This window comes from Phenylobacterium sp. Root1290 (genome assembly GCF_001425305.1).
Classification (GTDB): domain Bacteria; phylum Pseudomonadota; class Alphaproteobacteria; order Caulobacterales; family Caulobacteraceae; genus Phenylobacterium.
In genome coordinates this window covers 1,103,629-1,122,115 of the sequence record NZ_LMEE01000001.1, presented here as the reverse complement: position 1 = coordinate 1,122,115, position 18,487 = coordinate 1,103,629, and the positions used below count along the sequence as shown (strand labels likewise).

General features: G+C 68.5%; 16 protein-coding genes. 11 read left to right on the top strand and 5 right to left on the bottom strand.

Features of this window, described 5'->3' with window-relative positions:
- Positions 1–4 precede the first annotated feature (4 nt).
- The 3 genes from ASC79_RS05450 to ASC79_RS05440 all read right to left on the bottom strand — a co-directional run bounded on the left by ASC79_RS05450 (position 5) and on the right by ASC79_RS05440 (position 4,684).
- Positions 5–2,974 (bottom strand): TonB-dependent receptor, encoded by a 2,970-nt coding sequence (locus ASC79_RS05450; RefSeq protein WP_056020816.1) that lies wholly within the window; start codon positions 2,972–2,974, stop codon positions 5–7.
- Positions 2,975–3,102: 128 nt separating this feature from the next.
- On the bottom strand, positions 3,103–4,077 hold the full coding sequence (locus ASC79_RS05445; RefSeq protein ID WP_056020813.1) for a FecR domain-containing protein: 975 nt from the start codon (positions 4,075–4,077) through the stop codon (positions 3,103–3,105).
- A gap of 4 nt (positions 4,078–4,081) precedes the next feature.
- Positions 4,082–4,684, bottom strand: coding sequence for an RNA polymerase sigma factor (locus tag ASC79_RS05440; RefSeq protein ID WP_156378338.1), 603 nt, complete (start codon positions 4,682–4,684; stop codon positions 4,082–4,084).
- 434 nt (positions 4,685–5,118) lie between these two features.
- Between ASC79_RS05440 and ASC79_RS05435 the strand changes: the two genes are divergently transcribed.
- Positions 5,119–5,580, top strand: coding sequence for a hypothetical protein (locus tag ASC79_RS05435; RefSeq protein WP_156378337.1), 462 nt, complete (start codon positions 5,119–5,121; stop codon positions 5,578–5,580).
- 92 nt (positions 5,581–5,672) lie between these two features.
- On the opposite strand, the gene bioB is transcribed toward ASC79_RS05435, so the two are convergent.
- Complete coding sequence (gene bioB, locus ASC79_RS05430) at positions 5,673–6,668, bottom strand: biotin synthase BioB (protein ID WP_056020804.1); 996 nt, start codon at positions 6,666–6,668, stop codon at positions 5,673–5,675.
- A 711-nt stretch (positions 6,669–7,379) separates the two neighbouring features.
- Between bioB and ASC79_RS05425 the strand changes: the two genes are divergently transcribed.
- The 10 genes from ASC79_RS05425 to ASC79_RS05380 all read left to right on the top strand — a co-directional run bounded on the left by ASC79_RS05425 (position 7,380) and on the right by ASC79_RS05380 (position 18,118).
- Positions 7,380–9,335, top strand: coding sequence for a ParB/RepB/Spo0J family partition protein (locus ASC79_RS05425; RefSeq protein ID WP_056020801.1), 1,956 nt, complete (start codon positions 7,380–7,382; stop codon positions 9,333–9,335).
- Between the two features lie 587 nt (positions 9,336–9,922).
- Positions 9,923–10,234, top strand: a complete 312-nt coding sequence (locus ASC79_RS05420; RefSeq protein ID WP_056020795.1) for a DUF736 domain-containing protein — start codon at positions 9,923–9,925, stop codon at positions 10,232–10,234.
- A gap of 70 nt (positions 10,235–10,304) precedes the next feature.
- Positions 10,305–11,213 (top strand): ArdC family protein, encoded by a 909-nt coding sequence (locus tag ASC79_RS05415; protein ID WP_056020792.1) that lies wholly within the window; start codon positions 10,305–10,307, stop codon positions 11,211–11,213.
- Positions 11,214–11,391: 178 nt separating this feature from the next.
- Positions 11,392–11,664 carry an AlpA family transcriptional regulator gene (locus ASC79_RS05410; protein ID WP_056020789.1) on the top strand — a complete coding sequence of 91 codons (273 nt, stop codon included), beginning with the start codon at positions 11,392–11,394 and terminating at the stop codon, positions 11,662–11,664.
- A complete protein-coding gene (locus tag ASC79_RS05405; RefSeq protein WP_056020786.1) occupies positions 11,661–12,197 on the top strand; it encodes a S26 family signal peptidase in 537 nt (178 codons plus the stop codon). Before ASC79_RS05410 ends, ASC79_RS05405 begins: the two co-directional genes overlap by 4 nt.
- A 1-nt stretch (position 12,198) precedes the next feature.
- A complete protein-coding gene (locus tag ASC79_RS05400) occupies positions 12,199–12,798 on the top strand; it encodes a lytic transglycosylase domain-containing protein (protein WP_056020783.1) in 600 nt (199 codons plus the stop codon).
- A 474-nt stretch (positions 12,799–13,272) separates the two neighbouring features.
- A complete protein-coding gene (locus ASC79_RS05395; RefSeq protein WP_255352724.1) occupies positions 13,273–14,745 on the top strand; it encodes a DUF3363 domain-containing protein in 1,473 nt (490 codons plus the stop codon).
- A 9-nt stretch (positions 14,746–14,754) separates the two neighbouring features.
- On the top strand, positions 14,755–16,707 hold the full coding sequence (locus ASC79_RS05390; RefSeq protein WP_056020778.1) for a conjugal transfer protein TraG: 1,953 nt from the start codon (positions 14,755–14,757) through the stop codon (positions 16,705–16,707).
- Entirely contained in the window at positions 16,704–17,114 is a 411-nt protein-coding gene (locus ASC79_RS05385) for a hypothetical protein (protein WP_056020775.1), read from the top strand. The genes ASC79_RS05390 and ASC79_RS05385 overlap by 4 nt, the downstream gene beginning before the upstream one ends.
- A 791-nt stretch (positions 17,115–17,905) precedes the next feature.
- Positions 17,906–18,118 carry a hypothetical protein gene (locus tag ASC79_RS05380; RefSeq protein WP_056020772.1) on the top strand — a complete coding sequence of 71 codons (213 nt, stop codon included), beginning with the start codon at positions 17,906–17,908 and terminating at the stop codon, positions 18,116–18,118.
- A gap of 61 nt (positions 18,119–18,179) precedes the next feature.
- On the opposite strand, the gene ASC79_RS05375 is transcribed toward ASC79_RS05380, so the two are convergent.
- Positions 18,180–18,326 carry a hypothetical protein gene (locus tag ASC79_RS05375; protein WP_156378336.1) on the bottom strand — a complete coding sequence of 49 codons (147 nt, stop codon included), beginning with the start codon at positions 18,324–18,326 and terminating at the stop codon, positions 18,180–18,182.
- Between the last annotated feature and the right edge of the window lie 161 nt (positions 18,327–18,487).

The following is an 18,487-nucleotide window of genomic DNA, read 5'->3' as shown; positions in this document are numbered from 1 at the left end:
GGCCCTACCAGCGCTTGGTCAGCGAAATCGAGGCGTAACGCCCCACTGGGTCGGCGTTGGCGGGGTCGTAGCCGACGCCGGTCGCGCCATCGACGAACGGAGGCGGCGTGTCGAAGAGATTCTGAACCGTGAAGGACATCGACAGGCCGCTGAGCGCGGCCGCCGAGGGCGTCCAGCTGAACTGCGCATCAAAGGTCGTCCAGGAGTCGACCCGCTGGCCAGCGGTGTCGCGGTAGTCGTCCACATAGTTGGCGGCGATCAGGCCGGAGTAGTCGTTCCGCCGCCAGGTCGCTGAGACCCTCCCGCGGAGATCGACCGGCTGGCCGACGAGGTTCACATAGTTGTCGGTCGAGGAGGTGGGCGTCAGCTGCAGTTCGTAGTCGGCCAGGTACGAGAGGCTGGCGGCCAGATCGAAGCGGTTCTCGGCGACCTCGAAGTCGTAGGTCGCCGAAAGATCCACGCCGCGGACATGGGTCGCGCCGGTATTCACGAACCGGGCGTCGACCACCACCCCGATGGCGCTGGCCGGGTAGAGGCTGCCGCTCAGATAGCCGGGCGCGTTGATCAGCGATTGGACATAGGCCAGGTCCGCAGAGTTGGCGGGACCGACGAAACGGACGAAGGGCGCGATCGCCGGATGGTCGAGGCCCTGCTGGATGAACCGCGTCGTCGGCCGATCGATCTGGTTCTCGAACGCCGTGTCGAAGAAGCTTGCTGAGAGTTCCAGGCCCTCGAACTGGTGCGGACGCCAGTCGAAGCCCACCGTCCAGGAGGTGGCGGTCTCCGGCTCGAGGTCGGCGTTCCCGCCGCTGAGATTGATCGCCAGGATCCGCCCGTTTCGATAGTTGTAGAAGGCGGCCGCGGACAACGGCTCGGCGTGGACCTCGCTCAGCAGCGGCGCACGAAACGAGGTGCCGTAGCTGGCGCGCAGGCGCAGGTCCCCGGAGGGCTCCCAGACCAAGCCGAGCTTAGGATTGGTGGTCGAGCCTATGCCTCCATAGTGCTCGATCCGCGCCGCCAGCGACAGTTCCAGCTTCTGCACGCCAGGCAGGGCGTTGGCCTCGCCGACGATCGGCGCGCGGAGCTCGGCGAAGGCGGCCGTGACGTCGCGCTTGTAGGTCGAGGGGCGGCTGATCGTCGGAACGGCGGCCGAGGTGAAGCTCTCGGTTTCCTGGTCGAACGCCTCGCGCCGCGCATGCAGGCCGACAGCCAGGCGAACGTCGCCGCCCGGCGCGGTCCAGAGCTTGCCGTCCGCCTGCGCGTTCAATGACCAGGTCTCGCCCTCGTAGCGCTGGCGGCTGTAGCCGGAGCCGATGAAGTCCAGAACGAGGCGGTTGTTCGGGCCATAGGGGTTGAAGTAGCCGTCGTGCGCCGCGCGATACGCGGTCGCCGGATTGTCGACCACAGCCCCGACCGCCTCGCGCAGGAAGAGCGAGTTGACGCTGCCGGTGGTGGAGGACCGGGTCAGTTCGCGGGCGTAGGCGCCGTAGGCTTCGAGCCTCCAGTCGGACCACAAATCGGCCTTCAGCCCGATCGCGGTTCCCAGGCTCTCCACCGTGCTGTCGGCGCGCGAGTTGCCAAGCTCGTCCAAGAACGAATAGGCGATCTGGTGGCTGCGGGCGCCGTTGGGCGAAGCGAAGTAAGGGTTGTTCGTCGCGATCGTGATTGTCGCAGTGGGGGCGAGCGAGGCGCTCTGCGACGTGCGATGAGCGTAGCGAACCTCTCCATCGACTTCGATCGTCTCGGAGAGCGCCTGACCGGCCGCCACGTAGAGGCTGTGGCGTTTCTGGTGCGGCAACAGATCCATGCCGTCGCGCAGGCCGGTCAGGTTGACCTCGCCGGCCCGAAAGTCAGCCGGCGCCAGCGGAAAGCTCGTCGCGCCGGCCGGGATGGCCCAGCCGGGTCGGGTCAGGCCTGTGACTGGATCGACGATCAGCACATTGCCTGGGCTGGCGTTGACGCTGCGATGATCTGTTCCGCCCATCGGGCGCAGGTCGGCGCTGCGGGTGTAGGACCGATCCGAAAACGAGAGCGCCTGGCGCTCGTAGTACTCGTAGGAGCCGAGCAACCGCCCGGTGCTCCAGGTGCGACCCAGCGTCTGGGCGATCTGAAACTCTTCGCCGCCGCCCCGCACCGCACCGACCCGGGCGCGCGTCTCGGCGCCGTCAAAGTCCTTGCGCAGGATGACGTTGACGACGCCGGCCACGGCGTCGGCCCCATAGAGCGCCGAGGCGCCGTCAAGCAGCACGTCGATCCGCTCGACGGCCGCTGTCGGGATCGCGGAGACGTCCGCCAGGTCGCCACGGCCGCCGGCCCCGGCCATCCGCCGGCCGTTGACCAGCACCAGCGTGGCGTCGGGCCCAAGGCCGCGCAGATTGATGGTCGTCGCGCGGCCCGCGTTCTGTGAGGTGGTGTCGACGCCGGTGGAGGTCGCCGCGGGCGTCGCCAGGCCCGCGAAGTTCTGCGGAAGGGCGGCCAGGGTGTCTGCGACGGTAGCGAAGCCCCGACGGTCGATCGCGTCGCGGTCGACGCTCACGACCGGCGAAGCGCCGGGCGTGACGCCGCGGATATGGGTGCCGGTCACCACCACCTCGTCCAGCATGGACGGGGTGGCGGCGACCTCGGTCGTCGCAGTCGCAAGTGGGGTCGCGACTACGCCGATCCGAAGCACGATGACGCCCGGCCGGCTCTCCTTGGCGATGATGCCGGTTCCGGCCAGCAGCTTTGCGAGCGCGGCCTTGGCGGTGAAGTCGCCGATCAGGCCCTCGCTGTGCAGGCCGCGGACGACGTTGGGGGTGTAGAGGAGCTGGATGTCCGCCCGGGTGGCGTAGGCCGTGAGCGCCTTCTCAAGAGGCCCGCGCGGGATCGCGAAGCTGAGCACAGGTTCGGCCGGCGCGGCGAGGGCGGGCGGCGAAGATGCGAGCAAGGCCAGGAGACTGACGCCGGCGAGGCCGAAGGCCGTGCGATTGGACATGATATGCTTCCCCCTCAATCAGGCGGCGTTGCGCCGCTGTTGAGGGGTAAGCACCGCAGGTCGGGGCCTACCCTGATGGGGGATCGAAAAAACATCCTATAGATGTTGTCCGCCCCTATAGCGCGTGTCTAGGCGCGGGGCTCCAATCGGTAGCCGTCACCGGTTTCGACGGCGCGCAGGTTGAACAGCTCGCTGACCGCCGAGACGAAGGCCCGGGTGTCGCCGACATCGAAGACACCGCTGACAGGCACGTTTCGCAGTTCGGCATTGTCGAGCGCGATCTTGTCAGCGCTGTAGCGGTTCACTTCGGCGACCGCTTCACCCAGAGGCGCGGCCCGGAACACCAGGCGGCCGCTCGTCCAGCTGGTCGCGGCGGTCACGTCCACCGCCTTTGGCGGCGCCACCGTCTGGCCTCGAACGGCCAGCCCTTGGCCCGGCGCCAGCCGCCAGGTTTGGCCATCGCTCTGGCGGCTCACCTCGACAGCGCCCTGGACCAGCGTCACGCGCACGTCGCCAGCGTCGTTGCGGACGTCGAAGCGAGTGCCGAGCGCCCTGATCGACTGATCTCCGGCCATGACCACGAAAGGTCGGGCCGTGTCATGGGCGACGTCGAAAAACGCCTGGCCGTGGACGAGCACGACTTCCCGGCGGTCCGGCTTGAACTTCACCCGGACCTGGGTGCTCGTATCAAGCCGCAGCCGGCTGCCGTCATCAAGGCTCACCAGGCGCTGCTCGCCAAGGCCGGTCGCGTAGGGCGTGGGCCGCTCAATTGCGAACGTGAAGACCAGAGCAGCTGCGGCCGTCACCGTGGCCAGTCCGGCGCCGATCCGCGCCGGACGTGACCCCAGGCGCGCGAACCTTCGCTTTCGTCGGCCGCGCGCCAACGCGGCGGCGACGTCGCGCGCCGTGTCGGGGTGCTTGCCCAGTCGGCCGGCCGTCTCCCAAAGCGCCTCGATCCGCTCATAGGCGGCGTCATGGGCCGGGTCCCGGCGCCAGGCGTGAAAGTCCTCAAGCGCTTTGGTCGTGATCGACAGCTTGTTGAGGCGCGCGAACCAGTCGGCGGCCTCCTTCTCGACTTGATCGGGCGCGGCGTCGGCGGTCATTTCGTCAATCCCGCAGCCGTGCGGAGATGAGGGCCAGGGCTTTGGACATGCGCGCTTCGATCGTTTTGACCGGCGCGCCGGTGTGGGCGCTGATCTCGGCGTAGCTCATCCCGGCGTGTCGGCTCAGCATGAAGGTGTCCCGCAGCGGCGTGGGCAGGCCCTCCACGATCTCCTTGAGGAGAAGGGCCTCATGCTGCTCGGCGTCGGTGTACGCTTCATGACAACGGCCCACCTCGGCTAGACGTTCGATCCGGGCCTTGGCCCGACGCGAGCTCCTAGAATGGTTGTAGGCTAGATTTTCGGCGATCCGAAGCAAGAGGCTTTGCGGTCGTTCCACGCGGCCCTGCGCCTCGTAGGGACGAAGGCGGATATAGGCCTCCTGGACGATGTCTTCGGCGACCTGCGGGTCGAAACGGCGGCGAAGGACGGCGGCGAGCCACGGCGCATGGCGCCGATAGAGCGTTTCAAGCGTCGGCCGATCGGCATCGGGCGCGTCCGCTTCGAATTCGTCCGGGCATGCCATGCGCCCCTCCCTTCGGTCTGGAAGAGGCGGCGCGATGTGACGCGCATTGGAACATCCTGCGGGACCGGTCGGCGGCCGCCACACTCACACGCATGCGACCGCCGCCATGAAGCGGCAGTCAGCGCACCGGCCCGCCGGCCGGCTATGTCGTCGTGAACGCTCTACAGGGGATTCCAAGCCCCTACCGGCGCGGACGCCGGCAGGGGGAGTCTGAATCAAACCGATGGGACGCGCAAGACGGATGCGCAAATGGGGTCGGGCGTTGGAATCTCCGAGCGTTCGGAGCCCGCCTGTTGGCAAAACCGACCGCTGCCGCGAGGATGTGACAACCTCGCCCCCGGCTCATGGTCGGCGCGTATTCAGCGGCGCCCGAACTATCGCTTCTATGGCCAGGCTCTGCGACGGGCAAGGTCTGGGCGAGGCTCAAGAAGCCGGTTCCCAACGCCGGAAACTCGGGTTTCAGATGAGGCCGACATGCAGCCATGGGCTGCTCCTTAGCGGGGGCGAGGGACAATGACTTGAAGGATTTCGCGGAGATTGCGGCCGCGTGGGCGAGTGTCGGCGGACTGGTCATCGCCGTCGCTGCGGGATGGATCGCGCTGTTGACCTATCGGGGCCAGCTGCGCCACGAGGCGGACACGCATGCCCATGGCGTCATTCGCGAACTGCTTCAGGTGACGATGGACCCCGGCAATGATCGCGAAGGGGTGCGGACCTTCAAGCTCTACGCGCTCGAAGAGGCGTACGATTGGTTGAACGAGCAGCGGACCGTCGTCCGCAGCTGGCCCTGGCGGTGGGCGAGCAGCCGCGCCGCGCGCGAGCAGGCGCTTGCTTGCTGGGAGGAGACCCTTAAGTCGCACCTCGAGGCCTACATGCGCCAGCGGGTCAACGGCGCCGAAGAGTGTTACGGCGAGAGCTTCCGAACCTTCGTGAACAGGTTCGCGCCTCAGGCAGTCCCTTATCGCTTCAGAGTTCAGTAGGCGCTCGCCTTGCCGCGTGCCGGCTCGCCCCTACGATGGCCTCGGCCTCGGCCTGTCGACGCGCTTGGCGAGCGCCGACAGGCCGCAGGCGCTTAAGCCCCCGTCGCCATCGTCATCGGTCGTAGGCCGAGATCCGCCAGCAGGGAGGCGTTGGAGTCCTTGTCCGGATGGGCGGCGGTCAGCAGCTTGGCGCCGATGAACATCGAGTTGGCGCCGGCGAGGAAACATAGCGCCTGCAGCTCGCGGCTCATATGTTCGCGGCCGGCCGCCAGGCGCACCACGCTCTTTGGGCAGACAATCCGCGCCACGGCGATCATCCGCACGAATTCCAGCGGATCGACCGGCGTGGAGTCGCCTAGCGGCGTGCCTGGGATCGGCACCAGGTCGTTGATCGGCAGGCTGCCCGGATGCTCGGGCAGGGTGGCCAGGGCGTGCAGCAGGCCGACGCGGTCTTTCCGCGTCTCGCCCATGCCGACGATGCCGCCGCAGCAGGTGGACATACCGACGCTGCGGACCGCCTCCAGGGTGTCGAGCCGCTCCTGGTAGGTTCGGGTGGTGACCACCTTGTCATAGTAGTCCGGCCCGGTGTCGAGGTTGTGGCTGTAGTAGTCGAGGCCGGCGTCCTTCAAGGCCTGGGCTTGGTCGCGTGTCATCATGCCCAGGGTGGCGCAGGTCTCCAGGCCCAGCGCCTTTACGCCCGAGATCAAGGCCGCCACCTTCGGCACGTCGCGGTCTTTGAGGTCACGCCAGGCTGCGCCCATGCAAAAGCGCTGCGCGCCGCCGGCTTTCGCCTGCATCGCCTCGGCGATGACGGTGGTCGCATCTACAAGCTTGCTGGCCGACACGCCGGTTTCGAAGTGTTGGCTCTGGCTGCAATAGCCGCAGTTCTCCGGGCACCCGCCGGTCTTGACGCTGAGCAGCTGCGCCAGTTGCACCTCGCTTGGGTCGAACGTGGCGCGGTGGACTTCGGCGGCGCGGAACACCAGTTCCATGAACGGCAGCTCGAACAAGGCCTCGACCTCGGTGAGCGTCCAATCATGGCGCGGCTCGGCGGGATCGAAAGAACGGAAAGCGGTTGGAGCGTTCATCGGCAATCTCCTGACACGGGCGCTGGGCGCCTTGCCGTAAGGGCAGGCCGCACAAGGCGGGGAGCGTTTAGCGCATGAGCGCGGGCCAGGACGAGGTCGAGTTGAAGGGGCCTGCGCGAGCTGGCTCGGCCTGGCCGTCGTGCTGGCGCGAGCTGCACTTTGAAGTTTCTGAAAAAGCGCTGGTTTCCGCCTGAGGCAACACGCCGCAGGGCAATCCCTTGCAGCTGCTATTTTTTGCTGCGCGCTCAAGAGATCGACGGCGAGCGGGCCGGAGTCGCAAGCAAGGCGACAGATTCGCTCGGAGCCAGATGCTCTCTGAACCGAGGAAAGTGAGAAGTGAGGTCGGCCCGCGATCGGCCTCGGTCCCGCCGCGCATGCGCGGCTCCTACGGGGCCGTCGCGAGCGCGCCTCCGGCGTCGCGGACCTCCCGACGGCGCGTCCCGCTCAGCCTGTGGCCGAGCTCCTTGCAGCCTTCATCCTGACGCCGCGCCGCGGGCGCGGCCGTGGCTTAGGGCTCCGCCCTCAGCGCGCTTCGCAGCCGCTTCCGCCCAGCTTCGGTCCCCTCGCGGGCGTCAGGCCGGCAGGGCTGTGAAGGGGCCCTGCAGCCGGTTCCCCGCGAAGCGGCCGCTCCGCTTGCACACCCGGTCTCGCCGACGGGCAGGGCGCCAGGCGCCGTGCGCCTGACACCCATGCCTCAAGAAGGAGATCGTCATGACCCAAGGAACCGACATCGATATCGTCTCGGGCGCCGAGATCGAAATCCCGCTCAACAAGCTTAAGAAGTCGCCGCGCAACGCCCGCAAGACGCCGCACAGCGCCGAGGCCGTGGAGGCGTTGGCGGCGAGCATCGCGGCCAAGAAGATGCTGCAGAAGCCGGTCGTCGAGCCCGAGCGGGACGACGGTGGCGCCATGACCGGCTTTTGGCTGGTGACCATCGGCGAGGGAAGGCGGCTCGCCCTGGAACTGCTGGCGCGCCGCAAGACCATCAAAAATAGCCACCCGGTGGCTTGCATGATCGACGTCGAGCACGACCCCCAGGAGATCAGCCTCGACGAGAACGTCACCCGTTCGGCCATGCATCCGGCCGACCAGTTCGAGGCGTTTCGCGACCTGCACGAGCGCAAGGGCTATGGCGCCGAGGAGATCGCCGCGCGGTTCGGGGTCAGCCCAGGGCTGGTGCGCCAGCGCCTGCGGCTCGCCAACCTCAGCCCGCGCCTGATCGACCTCTATCGGGCCGAAGACCTCGGCCTGGACCAACTGATGGCGTTCGCGGTCACCGACGACCGTGCCCGCCAGGAGCAGGTCTATGAGCAGCTCAGCTACAACCGCTCGCCGGCCTACATCCGCGCGGCCCTCACCACCGCCAAGGTCGCCGCCAGCGACCGGCGCGCGCAGTTCGTCGGCGCCGAGGCCTATGTCGAGGCGGGCGGCACGCTGACCCGCGACCTCTTCACCGATGACCGTGGCGGCTGGCTCGACGACGTGGCGCTGCTCGACGCCTTGGTCATGCAAAAGCTCGCCGCCTTGGCCGAGGAGTTGCGCGCGGACGAGGGCTGGAAGTGGGGCGAGGCGCATCTGGACTATCCGACCGGCCACGGCTTTGCGCGGGTCTATCCGCATCAGGTTGAGCGAAGCGCAGAGGATGCGGCCCAGATCGAAGCCCTCAGCGCCGAATACGACGGGCTGGTCGAGCGCTTCGCGGACCTCGATGAGCTTCCCCCGGACGCCGAGGCGCGGCTCAAGGAGATCGACACGGCGCTGGAAGCGTTCGGCGAGCCCTATGCCTATGACGTCGACGAGATCGCCCGAGGCGGGCTCTTCGTCATGCTTGGCCATGACGGCCAGGCACGGATCGAGCGCGGCTTCATTCGTCCGGCGGACGCCGCGCCCCCACCCGAATCCGAGGAGGACGCGCTCGGCGATGACGGTGAGACCATCTACGATCCGCCATCCGATGAGTTGGACCAGGACGAAGACGACGGGGAGGGCGCGCCGCTGCCCGACCGGCTGATCGCCGAACTCACCGCCTATCGCACCGCCTCGCTCCGCGACGCCTTGGCCGAACACCCGGACGTGGCTCAGATCGCCCTGCTTCACGCCCTGGTCCTGGCGACGTTCTTTCCTGGCTCTGGCGCCACCTGCCTGGACGTGCGTCTGACGTCGCGCGGCCTGGAGGCTGAGGCGCCTCAGATCGACGACGGTCCGGCGGCGCGCAGGATCGCCGCGCGTCACGAAACCTGGGCGCGGCAAATGCCGCAGGACGCGGCGCTCGTCTGGGCCTTCGTCCTCGACCTCGACAGCGACAGCCGCGCCAGCCTGCTCGCTCACTGCGTCGCGCTCACCGCCGATGCTGTGCGCGGATGGCGTGGCCGCGCCCTGGCCCTTCGGCATGCCGACGCCCTGGCCGCGTCGGTCGGGCTCTCGATGACTGGCGATTGGCGCGCCGATGCGCGCCGCTACCTCGGGCGCGTCACCAAGGCGCAGATCGTGCAGGCGGTGCGCGAAGCGGCGGGCTCCGAGGCCGCAGAGCGGCTTGCGGGCCTGCGCAAGCCCGAACTGATCGAAGCGGCCGAGCCTCTGGTCCTGGAAGCCGGTTGGCTGCCGATCCTGCTGCGTGCCTGTGAGGCTTCCGGCGAGCCGCAGACCGCGCCCGACCTCGCCGCTTAGGGGATGGGTATGGCCCGTGGCCGGGACGCCCCGGCCACGGCGCCCGTGCGTTGCATCGCGCGAGCGTCCGCGCGCCGTGGCCTCCCCATCGGTCACGCCGACGACACGGCGCGGCCAGCGCCAGACCAGATCGTCCAGCTGATCCCTCTGTGCGCCACGTCTCCACTCAGCCGGTCCTCCATGCGCACCGAACTCGGCCAGGCCGCGCCCTGGTCGCCAGGTCTGTCGCCGTCCTCCTCGGCGGGCCGCACGTGGCCTGCGTCCGCGCACGCGCTCGCTATCTTCCGCAAACGAACTGACCGTCACTCGGCGACGCCTCGCTGGCGGACATGGATCTTCGCTCAACGGCGGGCCGTCCCCTCGCGTCCTCTTGGCGTGATCTGGCCGGATCGCCCGGCGCGGCCCAACGGCGCGGCCGGCTTCTTTCCCCTGTCGCCTGCGGCGTCATTCCTCGCGAGGCAAAGAAGCCTGCCCGCGCCGTCCTCCGCTGCGCTGCGGGCCTGAAGGCTGCGCCACGCCGGCCGCCCCGTCCTGGCGATCGCCACGAGGCCGCGATGGGCGCGGCCCGCACAGAACGGAGACTTCCCATGGCCACCATCGGCGCCTTCGCCAAGCACGAGGACAGCTCGATCCGCGGCGACATCAAGACCCTCACGCTCAACGTCAAGGCCGCGGTCTTCCGGCCCGCCGAGAAGGAGAACGACAAGGGCCCCGACTACCGCATCTTCACCGGCCAGACCGAGTTCGGCGCGGCCTGGAAGAAGACCTCGAAGGAGAACCGCGACTACCTCTCGGTCAAGCTGGACGACCCCAGCTTCCCGGCGCCGATCTACGCCTCGCTGGTCGACGCCGACGAAGGCTACGTCCTGATCTGGTCGCGCAGCCGCAACGCCGAATGACCCCACGCCGCCGCCTGGGCGAGCGCCCGGGCGGCGGACTTCATCACATCCCTGAACATCGGAGGCCGCCATGTCGCGCCCCACCGCTCCCGCTCGCCCGCAAGGCCCGCGGCAGGATCTCTACACCCGCGTCACCGACGCCATCGTCGCCGACCTTGAGACCAATGTTCGGTCCTGGGCCAAGCCCTGGTCGGCCAGCCATCCGGCCGGCGCCGTCACCCGGCCGCTGCGCTTCACCGGCCAACCCTACAGCGGGATCAACGTCCTGCTGCTCTGGAGCCAGGCGATCGCGCGGGGCTACGTCGCGCCGATCTGGATGACCTTCCGCCAGGCGCTCGCCGCCGGCGGCGCCGTCCGCAAGGGCGAGAAGGGCGCCACCGTGGTCTACGCCAACCACATCACTCGCACGGAGACGGGCGATGGCGGCGAGGACATCGAGCGCCAGATCGGCTTTCTGAAGGCCTACACGGTCTTCAACGTCGAGCAGGTCGACGGCTTGCCGGCGCGCTACCATGCGCTCGCAGCGCCCCGCCTCGACCCGGCCCAGCGGATCGATCGGGCCGAGGCGTTCTTCGCGGCCGTCGGCGCCGACATCCGGCACGGCGGGGACATGGCGTTCTACAGCGTCCATGAAGACCGCGTGCAGTTGCCGCCGTTCGAGGCCTTCGACGATCCTGAAAGCTACTACGCGACCCTGGCGCACGAGTGCACGCACTGGACGCGCCATCCGGCGCGCCTCGACCGTGACTTCGGACGCACGCGCTTCGGCGACGAAGGCTATGCCCGCGAGGAACTGGTCGCCGAACTTGGCGCGGCGTTTCTCTGCGCCGACCTCGGGCTGGAACTGACCCCGCGCTCCGACCATGCGGCCTATCTTGGTCACTGGCTGGGCGTCCTGAAGGCGCAGCCGCGCTTCATCTTCACCGCCGCGGCCCACGCCCAGAGGGCCTGCGACTACCTGCACGCCCGGCAGGTCTGAACGGCGTCGGGGCGGTCCCTGCGTCCGGCGTCGGGCGCAGGGCCGTCGCGGCGTGGCGGATGGGACGGGCGCGTTCGAAGCCCTTCGCCATCCCTCGCCGATTCGCGCCGAGCGAGGCTTGCCAGGCGCCGGGAGCTCCGTGCTCCCCGCGCTCACCGCAATGTCTCGGAGCGCTGAGATGTCAGACCAAAACACGCCATTGCCGCCGCGCCTGCTGCGCACGCCGGAGGCCGCCCGCTTCCTCGGATTGTCGGGCCGAACGCTGGAGAAGCACCGCACCTTCGGCACGGGGCCGTCCTACAAGAAGATCGGTGGCCGGGTGGTCTACGCCATGGCCGAACTGCAGGCCTGGGCCGACCGCGGCTCGCGGGTTTCGACAAGCGATCCCGGGGTCGGCGTCGTGCGGCCCGCGCGCCGTCCCAGCCTCCCGTTCGAAGGCGTCCGGCCGTGATCGCTGCGCGCCTAGTCCGGCGGCCGAACGCGCACGCTGCGTGCATATTCGCCCTCGGCCTGGGCGCGCTCGGCCTGCTGGCGGCTCCGTCGTCAGGCCCGCCGCGGTGGGTCTGGAACGCCACGCAGAGCGCGCCGGTCGGGCTCTATCGCGTGCAGCCGTCGCGTCCTGCGAAGGTGGGAGATTGGGTGGCCGTGGCGCCGCCCGCCACCCTCGCAGGATGGCTCGACCAGCGTGGATATCTTCCGACCGGCGCGGTGCTCGTCAAACAACTAGCGGCGGTCGAACCCAGCGTGGCCTGCCGCTCGGGCGCTGTGGTCAGTCTCGACGGGGCGCTGGTGGCCCGCGCGCAGGACGCTGACCAAGTTGGACAGCCGCTGCCGGTCTGGCGCGGCTGTCGTCGCTTGGTTGCGGGCGAGATTTTCGTCCTGACTGCCGTCGAGGGCTCGCTCGACAGCCGCTACTTCGGGCCGCTCCCCGCCAACTCTGTGGTCGGGCCGGCGCGTCCGGTCTGGCTAAAGGGCCAGCGGTAGGATGCGGAGCGTCCTGCTCGCCGCCGTGCTCTCTGTCGCAGCCGCGGGCGGCCCGAGCGCGGCTGAAGAGGCCTCCCCGCACGAAGCTTTCGTGCAGGAGGCCGCCGGGCGCTTTGGCCTGCCGCAAGCCTGGATCTGGGCGGTGATGCGTGCTGAGAGCGCGTTCCGGCCGCAGGCTGTTTCGCGGGCCGGGGCCATGGGCCTCATGCAGGTGATGCCGCAGACCTATGCGGAGCTCAGGGCCCGACATGGGTTGGGTGAGGACCCATTTCTTCCGCGCGACAACATTCTGGCCGGCGCAGCCTACCTGCGAGAGATGCACGAACGTTTCGGCGCGCCCGGCTTCCTGGCCGCCTACAATGCAGGGCCGGCGCGCTACGAGGCCTATCTCGCGGGCCGTCCGTTGCCGGCCGAGACACGGGCCTATGTGGCGGCTCTGGCTCCGCTGATCGCCGCAGCCGGAAATCCCAAGGCGCCTGATGAGCAGTCTGCAGGCAGGCCCTCAGAGCAGGCTCATGGGCCGATGTTATTCGTCAGCCGCCAGACCGCGGCAAGCGGACTGTTCGTGGCCCGCCCCGCTACGGCGGAGGCCGCGCCATGAGGGGCCTGGTTCCTCAGGGGGCAGCGATGAGTCCGGGATTCAAGGGCTGGGGTTTCGGGAGGAGGGGGCGTGGTGCTCTCGGATTCGAGGGAGGGCAGGATAAAAGCCGCGAGGTGCGGCGGGGTGGATGTGGGAAGGAGCTGAGTAAAATCATCGCGCTAGGGCGATGTGTGAATCCCGCGCGCAGCCTGCGTTGCGGCGGAAGAGCTGGCGCGGCTGGCGCTTGGCGCGCCTCGCGAGGCCGTCGTGACTGATGATTGGCCCTTCGAGGTCCGGCCAGGACGCATCGGCGACCAACGCAGGTCCCGGCGGACGTTCGTCGGGGAAGCCCTGGCTGCCGCGACCCGTGCTGGAGGTCTGGCGAGCACGCCGGCAAGTCCGAGAGGTCGGTTTGGACGAGGCAGGGCGGCGAGCCTCGCGGTTCGTCACGGACAAGCGCACGGCGCGCGCAGCGCGGTGGTGAAGGCGCGGGTGGTGCGCAACTCGCCGCGGCCCGGCGCCTTGGCTCTGCATGTGAATTACCTGCAGCGCGAGGGTGTGACCAAGGACGGCCAAAGCGGGCGGCTGTTCGACGCTCAAGGGGAGGCCGCCGACGGCGGCGCCTTCGCCGGGCGCTGCGCCGATGATCGCCACCATTTCCGCTTTATCGTCTCACCCGACGACGGCGAGCAGATGGCCGACCTGAAGGCGTTCACGCGTGAGCTGATGGCACAGGCGCAGAAGGACTTGGGGACACGGCTCGACTGGGTGGCGATCGACCATTGGAACACGGGTCACCCGCACGTTCACATCCTTGTCCGCGGTCGGACCGACGACGGCTTCGATCTGGTCATCAGCCGCGACTACATCAGCCACGGTCTGCGGGCGCGCGCCGGCGAGCTCGTCCAGCTCGAGCTTGGGCCGCGGAGCCAGCAAGAGATCGCCGAGCAACTGGCCCGCCAGGTTGAGGCCAACCGCTGGACCGACGTCGACAGGAGTTTGCGCCGCTTGGCCGGCGAAGATGGGGTGGTCGACCTGCGGCCCCGTCAGAGACGCACGGGCGAGGGAGACCAGCCCCGTATCGCACGCTTGAGGAAACTCGAATCGATGGGGTTGGCGAGCGCCGAAGGTGTTGGCCGCTGGCGCCTTGCCCAGGATGCGGAGCAGGTCCTGCGGGCGATGGGGCGGGAGGGCGACGTCATCGCGCGGCTACATGCGGCGTTGTCGGGACGCGGCGGCGCGCTCGATCCATCCGACATCGAACTGAACTCGACCGAGGTGGTCGGACGGCTTGCGGCGCGCGGCCACGACGATGAGCTGCGAGGCAGCGCCTACGCGGCGATCGAGGGACTGGACGGCCGGCTACACCACGTCGCGTTGCGCACGCTCGACGACGCCAGCGACGCGCCGATCGGGAGCCTTGTCGAATTGCGAGCCCTCGAGAATGGGCGGTCTGTTCTTTCGGTCCGCTCGGACTTGGCGCTTCATGCTCAGGTCACGGCCCGGGGCGCCACCTGGCTCGACCGCCGCCTGGTCGCCAAGGACGGGCGCGAGGGGTTGGCCGAGCGCGGCTTCGGCCAGGAGGTGAGGGAGGCCTTGGTCGCCCGTGGTGAGCACCTGACGAGCGAAGGCCTGGCCAAGCGTCAGGGGACGCGGCTGATCTTCGCGCGGAACCTGCTTTCGACGTTGCGAGAACGCGAGCTGGAAGATGTCGCCGCCGCTGTGGCGCGCCAGAGCGGACTTGCGCGGCAGGTCGCGGCGACCGGCGAGGCCGTCGAGGGCGTCTACCGGCGCAGGATCGACGCCGCGTCCGGCCGCTTCGCCATGATCGAGGGGGCGCTTGGCTTTCACCTCGTGCCCTGGCGGCCCGACCTCGACCGCCGCCTCGGCCAGACCGTGGCGGGCGTCCTGGGGGAGGGCGGCCGGATCGATTGGCGTCACGGCCGAAAGCCTGGCCTGCAGATCTAGGAGAGAAATATGTCCGGCACCAAGGTGATGTGGGCCCAGCTGGCGGTGGTGCTGGGGCTGATGACGGCTGCAGTATGGACCGCCACCCAATGGACCGCTTGGCGCTTTGGGTTCCAGCCGGAGCTAGGCGCGCCGTTCATGGTCGCCAGCGGGCTTCCTCTCTATCGGCCCTGGTCGTTCTTCTGGTGGTGGTTCGCCTTCGATGCCTATGCGCCGGGCGTCTTTCTGGAAGGTGCAGCGATTGTGTCCTGCGGCGTCGCGGTCGCGGTGGTGATCTCGATCGTCATGTCAGTCTGGCGGGCCCGGGAGAGCCGCAACGTCACCACCTACGGCTCGGCGCGCTGGGCCGGGGCAGGCGATATCGCCCGGGCCGGCCTGCTTGTCGACGCCGGCGTAGTTCTGGGCCGTGTGAGCGCCGGCTACCTTCGCCACAATGGCCCCGAGCACGTCCTGTGCTTTGCGCCGACCCGGAGCGGCAAGGGCGTCGGACTGGTGGTGCCGACGCTGCTGACCTGGCCGGACTCGCTCGTCGTCCATGACATCAAGGGCGAGAACTGGGCTCTGACCTCGGCCTGCCGTGCGCGGGTCGGCGCGGTGCTGAAGTTCGACCCCACAGGCCGAGATAGCGCCGCCTACAACCCGTTGATCGAGGTGCGGCGCGGCGACGCCGAGGTGCGCGATGTCCAGAACATCGCCGACATCCTGGTCGATCCGGAAGGCGCGCTGGAGCGGCGCAGCCACTGGGAAAAGACCAGCCACAGTCTCTTGGTCGGGACAATCTTGCACGTGCTTTACGCCGAACCGGACAAGACTCTGGCGGGGGTGGCTGCGTTCTTGTCCGATCCCGCTAGACCGATCGAGCGGACCTTGCGCGCGATGATGGCGACGCTGCATCTCGGAGACCGCCCTCATCCGGTCGTGGCCCAGGCGGCCCGCGAGCTCCTGAACAAGAGCGAAAACGAACGCTCGGGCGTTCTGTCCACAGCGATGTCGTTCTTGGGTCTCTATCGCGACCCGGTCGTGGCGCACGTCACCCGCCAGTGTGACTGGCGCATCGCCGACCTAGTATCGCCGGCTCGCCCAGCCAGCCTCTATCTGGTGGTGCCGCCGTCGGACATCAGCCGCACCAAGCCGCTGATCCGCCTGATCCTCAACCAGATTGGCCGGCGCCTGACCGAGGAACTGCCGGGCCGAGATCGCCGCCGACTGCTGATGATGCTCGACGAATTCCCCGCGCTGGGCCGGCTGGATTTCTTCGAGAGCGCGCTCGCCTTCATGGCCGGTTATCGGCTTAAGGCCTTCCTGATCGCCCAGTCGCTCAATCAGATCGAGAAGGCCTACGGCGCAAACAACGCCATCCTCGACAACTGTCACGTCAGGGTCTGCTTCGCGACCAACGACGAGCGGACGGCCAAGCGGGTGTCCGACGCCCTCGGAACGGCCACCGAGCTAAGAGCGATAAAGAACTATGCGGGACACCGTCTGTCGCCCTGGCTCGGCCACCTGATGGTGTCGCGCCAGGAGACTGCGCGACCTCTGCTGACGCCGGGCGAGGTTATGCAGCTGCCCGCTCACGAGGAACTGGTCATGGTCGCTGGAGCGCCGCCGATCAGAGCCCGAAAGGCGCGCTACTACCGTGACCGGCGGCTGGCCGAGCGGATCGGTATGGCGCCGGCCTCGACGATCGCAGGTCCGACCGCTCATGACTGGCGCGAAATCGCTGGTCCGGCGCCTGGAACGCCTGCTGAGGCGGGGGGCGGCGAGGCGGAGGCGGAGGGGGGCTTGCGCCGAGCGCCGGAGATCGACCAGGGCGCCGAGCGTCCGCCGGCGCCGCAACAGCCGGAGTTCGACTGGTGGGCCAGCGGCGCCGAAGACGACGGGGCCGAGCAGGGCTTCGCCCCGCGCGCTCAGGGGATCGCTCGCCAGGCAAGTCTGGATCCAGACGACGGGGTCGCGCTGTGAGCGCCAAGTCCCGCCTGTCGGTCTATGTTGAACCCGCGCGGCTGCGGCAGCTGGAGGCCTTTGCGAAGAAGCACGGTCAGTCGAAGTCGCTGGTCGCCGAGGCGGCGATCGCCGCTTTCCTTGAACCGCCTTCGTCGGAGCGCCACGAGGCCGCGCTTCTGCGGCGTCTAGACCAGCAGAGCCGCACGATCGAACGGCTGGGCCGCGATCTCACCATCCTCATTGAATTGACCGCGCTGTTCGTTCGGCAGTGGCTCGTCGTGGCGCCAGTCATCGGCGAAGCCGGGCAGGCGGCGGCGCAAGCAAGGGGCCGTGACCGCTATCAGGGCTTCGTCGCGGCACTCGGCCGCAGGCTCGCCAAGGGCGCACGTTTCGCCAGCGACGTAGGCTCGAGGGCTGAAGGCTAGCGCTGAAGGTCGTCGATACAGCCAAGACGCGCCGCCAATTGGCTGCACGACGCTGGAAGGTCTTGCTGGTTCGAGACGCGTCTGTTCGCGCGCTCTCACAATAGCGGCGGCGCTGCAGGCAAGCTTTCAGCACGCTACGAATCGCGCCTAGATGAGCCGTCGATCAAGGGCCTGTGCCCGGATTGGTGCGTGTGAGGACATGGGGCAGCGCCCCGTCTCATGCGTGGGCCGCGATACCTGTACTGCCGCTTCGGCGGACTCTCACGGTAACATTTCGCCCCGTTCGACCCCGGCGCCCAGGTCGACGATGGCATTTGGTGGATGCAGCGGTCAGCTGTGTCGATCCGAATGCGTCGTCGACAGCCGTTGACCCCGCCTTCGATCGCCGCAGCCCCGCAACGGGAGCGACTGATGGACTGCTGGGGCTCATGTTGGACCTTTCCTGGACGTCGTCGATTTGGGGCGCGTGGCCCGCTTGCATTGCGCGTCAGCCGAACGGCCTCTGCGTGCGCCGCACGCTTCGGAAGACGTCCCCCCATTCTCGGGGACATTGAAACCGCCTCGTCCCTAGGCCCTGGTCGCCGGACACTCCTCGACGACGAGAGACGTCGAGTGTTGCGATCCCTAGGTCGTGACAGCTGCGTGGTCTCCGTTCGGATTGTCGCCGAAGAGGGCATGCCATGACGTCGAAGCCACGGATTGCGGTGGACAAGCCGCGCGCGCCGTCACCCTCCCGGCCACGGTCAGCCCGGCCGGCGAGGGCGAGCGCCCCACCCCGGGCAGGCGCAGCAATGCGGGACGGCCAGACACACAAGACCGTCAACGTCCAAGTTCTCTGGGACATGGCCGCGATCATCCGGTCAATCTGCACCTTGATCATGGTTGCGCTGATCGTGGTCGTCGCGGCTCTGAACGATGAACTGGTCATTGGCCTGACTAGCGCGGGGGCGGTCATCGCCGGGACGTCGGTGGCCGGGGTCGTGCGTTCGGTGCTGCACAAATGAAGAGATGTCAGCCGAGCGCCGGCAAAGGCTATAGCCGCCACACATTACCGGCTCGGGAACTCTAACCGTGCGGCTTACCCGCGTAGAAGTGAGCCTGCCGGGTGAAGTGGTAGGCCGTGGTCTCAAGGGCTTCGATGGCGATGGCGATGGCGTGGTAGTCGCGGCCAAAGGGCCGGCAGCGCTGCTGCATCTTTCGAAGCTGGTTCACGTATGGCCTCAATGCGTCGAACTCTCGGACAGGGTCGGTCAAACCGACATAGGATTGGTGGGCCATCGGGGTGCTCCAGGTCTGTCAGGCCACCTAGAACAAAAAGGGAACGATTGAGTCAACTGGCCGGGAGTTGAGCTGCTCGCTCCTCCACAGCGATT